This is a genomic window from Caulobacter sp. B11 (assembly GCF_002737765.1).
Classification (GTDB): domain Bacteria; phylum Pseudomonadota; class Alphaproteobacteria; order Caulobacterales; family Caulobacteraceae; genus Caulobacter.
Window position 1 is genome coordinate 1 of sequence record NZ_PEGG01000332.1, and the last position, 3,866, is coordinate 3,866.

General features: G+C 68.4%; 4 protein-coding genes and 1 pseudogene. 1 reads left to right on the top strand and 4 read right to left on the bottom strand.

The window, feature by feature from the left end; genetic code table 11:
* From CSW58_RS13810 to purM, 3 genes are all read right to left on the bottom strand, one after another.
* Positions 1 to 132: twin-arginine translocation signal domain-containing protein (locus tag CSW58_RS13810; RefSeq protein WP_143755196.1), on the bottom strand; the 132-nt coding region annotated here is incomplete at its 3' end.
* A 126-nt stretch (positions 133 to 258) separates the two neighbouring features.
* Positions 259 to 840 (bottom strand): phosphoribosylglycinamide formyltransferase, encoded by a 582-nt coding sequence (gene purN, locus CSW58_RS12180; RefSeq protein WP_099447465.1) that lies wholly within the window; start codon positions 838 to 840, stop codon positions 259 to 261.
* Positions 841 to 880: 40 nt separating this feature from the next.
* A complete protein-coding gene (gene purM / locus CSW58_RS12185; RefSeq protein ID WP_099447466.1) occupies positions 881 to 1,906 on the bottom strand; it encodes a phosphoribosylformylglycinamidine cyclo-ligase in 1,026 nt (341 codons plus the stop codon).
* A gap of 99 nt (positions 1,907 to 2,005) precedes the next feature.
* On the opposite strand from purM, the gene rnd reads away from it, so the two are divergent.
* Positions 2,006 to 3,175, top strand: coding sequence for a ribonuclease D (rnd, locus tag CSW58_RS12190; protein WP_099447467.1), 1,170 nt, complete (start codon positions 2,006 to 2,008; stop codon positions 3,173 to 3,175).
* A gap of 7 nt (positions 3,176 to 3,182) precedes the next feature.
* On the opposite strand, the pseudogene CSW58_RS15445 reads toward rnd, so the two are convergent.
* Positions 3,183 to 3,866: pseudogene (locus CSW58_RS15445) on the bottom strand (Ppx/GppA family phosphatase); the annotation flags it as partial.

Consider the following 3,866-nt stretch of genomic DNA (forward strand, 5'->3'; position numbering starts at 1 on the left):
GGTGGTCATGGCCTGGTAGAGCGCCGCCGTTCCGCCCGCCATGGCGATGGCGGACAAGAGTTGCCGTCGTGTCGGTGTACGGACGCCTGCCGCCATGATGCTTCCCCCAGGAATCGCCGGCCCGGCGATCATGGGTTTGGTCTAACAAGCCCAGCGGCTGCGTACGCGCCGGACCGCAGGCCAGCGCCGGCGAAGTTCCTGAAGGTCTGGTTTTAGATCAGCACGGCGAAGCCGCTGCGCAGGAACCGTGCAGCGGTCTCAGAGGGCCCTGACGAAGTCCGCGAGGGCCTTGGGATAGAGCCGGTGCTCCTGTTCCAACACGCGCGACGCTAGGGCGTGCTCGTCGTCGCCCGGCAGAACTGTCACGCGCGCCTGGCCCAGGACAGGGCCCTCGTCGACGCCGGCCGTGACCAGATGCACCGTGCAGCCCGCCTCGGCGTCGCCCGCCGCCAGAGCGCGGGCATGGGTGTTCAGGCCAGGATAGGCGGGCAGAAGCGAGGGGTGGATGTTGAGCATTCGGCCGGCCCAGGCGTCGACCAGGAACGGCGTCAGGATGCGCATATAGCCGGCCAGGGCGACGACCTCGATCCCGCGCTCGCGCAAGGCCGCGTCAATGGCGTGCTCATGGGCGGCCCGGTCCTTGCCGAACGGCTTCTGGTCGACGCAGAGCGCCTCGATCCCGGCCGCCGAAGCCGTAGCCAGGCCGCCGGCCTCAGGCTTGTTGGCCAGGACCAGCGCGATCTCGAACGGGCAGGCGGGATCCTGGGCGGCCCTGACCAGGGCCTCCATATTGGAGCCCCGGCCGGAGATCAGGACGGCGACCTTGGTCTTTGAAGTCATGAGCAGATCCCCATCCTTCTCCCACAAGGGGAGGCGGAAGCTAGGCCGCCACCAGCTGTCCGCAGACGAAGGCGTCCTCGCCGGCGTTGAGCAGGGCGGCCAGCACGGGCTCCGCGTCTGCGGCGGCGACGACCAGGATGAAGCCCACCCCACAGTTGAAGGTGCGGCGCAGTTCGTGGTCGGAGACCCCGCCGACCTCTTGCAGCCAGGCGAACACCGGCGGCAGGGGCCAGGCGCTCCAGTCGAATTCGGGAACCAGGCCCTCGGCGATGCAGCGTGGCGGGTTCTCGATCAGGCCGCCGCCGGTGATGTGAGCGCCGCCTTTGACGCGGCCCGACTGCAGCAGGGGCAGGATCGACTTCACATAGATGCGGGTCGGGGCCATCAGGGCCTGGGCTAGGGTCTTGCCGGCCTCGAAGGGGCAGGGCGCGTCCCAGGCCAGGCCTGAGCGCTCGACCACTCGGCGCACCAGACTATAGCCGTTGGAGTGCGGGCCCGACGAGCCGACGCCGATGATCAGGTCGCCGGCCCGCTGCTTGTCGAGCTTGGGCAAGACGCCGTCGCGCTCAACCGCGCCGACCGAGAAGCCGGCCAGGTCATATTCGCCGTCGCCATACATGCCGGGCATTTCGGCGGTCTCGCCGCCGACCAGGGCCGCGCCGGCCAGCTTGCAGCCGTCGGCTATGCCGGCGACCACGCTGGTGGCGGTGGCGACATCCAGCTTGCCGGTGGCGAAATAGTCGAGGAACAGCAGCGGCTCGGCGCCCTGGGCCAGCAGGTCATTGACGCACATGGCCACCAGGTCGATGCCGACCGTGGCGTGCATGCCGGTGTCGATGGCGATGCGCAGCTTGGTGCCCACCCCATCCGTGGTCGAGACCAGAAGCGCGTCCTCATAGCCCGCGGCCTTAAGGTCGAACAGCGCACCGAAGCCGCCCAGACCGGCCTCAGCGCCGGGGCGCCGGGTGGCCTTGGCCAGCGGCTTGATCGCCTCGACCAGGGCATTGCCTGCGTCGATATCAACGCCGGCTTGGGCGTAGGTGAGGCCATTGGGCTGGTCTGTCATCGCGGTCGTCCTGAATTCTTGGCCCGATCACGCGGATTTCGTCCTGAAACCATGCTTCGCGCTTGCAGACTCGGGGGTGCGCGAGGCTATTAGCAGCCGATGACGACGATCACCACCACCGCCGCGCTGGCGGAGTTTTGTAATGAGTTGAAGGGGCAACCTTTCATCGCCGTGGACACCGAGTTCATGCGCGAGACCACCTATTGGCCCAAGCTCTGCTTGATCCAGGTCGCATCTCCCGACTCCGAGGCCTGTATCGATCCGCTGGCCGATGGCCTGGACCTTGAGCCCCTGCTCGAGCTGCTGCGTGACACCTCGATTTTGAAGGTGTTCCACGCCGCGCGCCAGGACGTCGAGATCTTTAACAATCTCAACGCCATGCCGACCCCCTTGTTCGACACCCAGGTGGCGGGCATGGCGGCCGGGTTTGGCGAGCAGATCGCCTATGACGCCCTGGTGCGTCAGATGCTGAAGATCGAACTGGACAAGTCCAGCCGCTTCACCGACTGGGCGCGCCGCCCGCTCAGCGACGCTCAGCTGACCTACGCCATCGCCGACGTCACCCATCTGGCGACCCTGTTCCCCATGCTGCGCGAGCGGCTGGAGAAGGCCGGTCGTCTGCCTTGGGTCGAGGAAGAGATGAAGGCCCTCTGCGATCCCGCGGCCTATGACGTGGATCCAGAGAAGGCCTGGCGTCGCCTGCGTCCGCGCAAGACCCAGCCCAAGTATCTGGCGGTGTTCAAGTCCGTGGCGGCCTGGCGCGAGCGTACGGCCCAGACCCGCGACCAGCCGCGCGGCCGCATCCTCAAGGATGAGGCGATCGACGAGCTGGCGACCCAGGCCCCGACCAGCCTGGAGGGCCTCAATACCCTGCGCGGCGTGCCCAAGGGCTTCGGCGGCAGCAAGTTTGGTCCCGATCTGCTGGCGGCCATCAAGGCGGCCCTGGCCGATCCGGAAGGCTATGCCCCCGTGCTCGACAAGGCCGGCCCGCCGCCGCCCGCTTCGGCCGGCGCCGTGGTCGAACTGTTGAAGGTGCTGCTGAAGGCCCGCGCCGAGGAAGCCGGCGTCGCCTCCAAGCTGATCGCGACGGTCTCGGATCTTGAAAAGATCGCCGCCGACGATGAGGCCAATACGCCTGCCCTGGTGGGCTGGCGACGCGAGGCCTTCGGCGCCGACGCCCTGAAGATCAAGCGTGGCGAGCTGGCCCTGGTGCTGGATGGGGCCCGCGTTCGGGTCGTCGAGGTCCGTCGGGCCCCCAAGCCCGACTGATCCGCCTTTAGCTGATCTTGAGTTTCAGACCGAGGACCTGGGCCAGGGTGCTGGCCCCGCTTGCTGGTCTGTTCGCCGAGCAGCAGGTCGGCGAAGCCAGTTTCGGCGGTCAGGATCAGATGATCCCTGTCGATCATCAGGCGCGACCGCGCCAACAAAGGCGCGCTTCGGCCCGAGAGGTCGCAGCCCAGCCGGATCGCCGCCCCCAGGGATCGCGCCCGCTTGATCTGGGCCGGGCTGAGCAGACGCTCCAGCATGCCCATTTCCGGCGGGGTGTAGGAGGTGGCGTGCCGGGCGAAGGGCGGCGACGGCCAGGAAGGCCCGCTCGGCGTGGCTCTGACCGGCGATCGGGGCGCGCAACACCTGCTCGAACACCAGGTCGGCGCGGTGGTCTGGGTGGAGCGGGGCGCGAGATCGGCCAGGCGACAGGCCGAGGCCACTAGGACGCCGTCGCGGTCGTTCATGCAGCTGGGCAGCATCGCGAAGGCCGGGGCCAGCCAGGCCTCGAGCCCCGCGCCGAGCTCGTCGGCGACTCCCTGACGGGCGCCCAGCGAGGCGCAGCCCTCGATCAGCGGGTCCAGACCCCGTATCCTGGGCGCCATGGCTTCGAACAACAGCCCCTCGCGGACGCCATAGGCCGAGATCCTCGATGCGCTTGCAGTCGAGGGCCTCGATGATCTGCTCCAGCACC

Coding starts and splice junctions, on each gene's coding strand:
- rnd (WP_099447467.1), top strand. CDS start 2,006: ATGACGACGATCACCACCACCGCCGCGCTGGCGGAGTTTTGTAATGAG.
- purM (WP_099447466.1), bottom strand. CDS start 1,906: ATGACAGACCAGCCCAATGGCCTCACCTACGCCCAAGCCGGCGTTGAT.
- purN (WP_099447465.1), bottom strand. CDS start 840: ATGACTTCAAAGACCAAGGTCGCCGTCCTGATCTCCGGCCGGGGCTCC.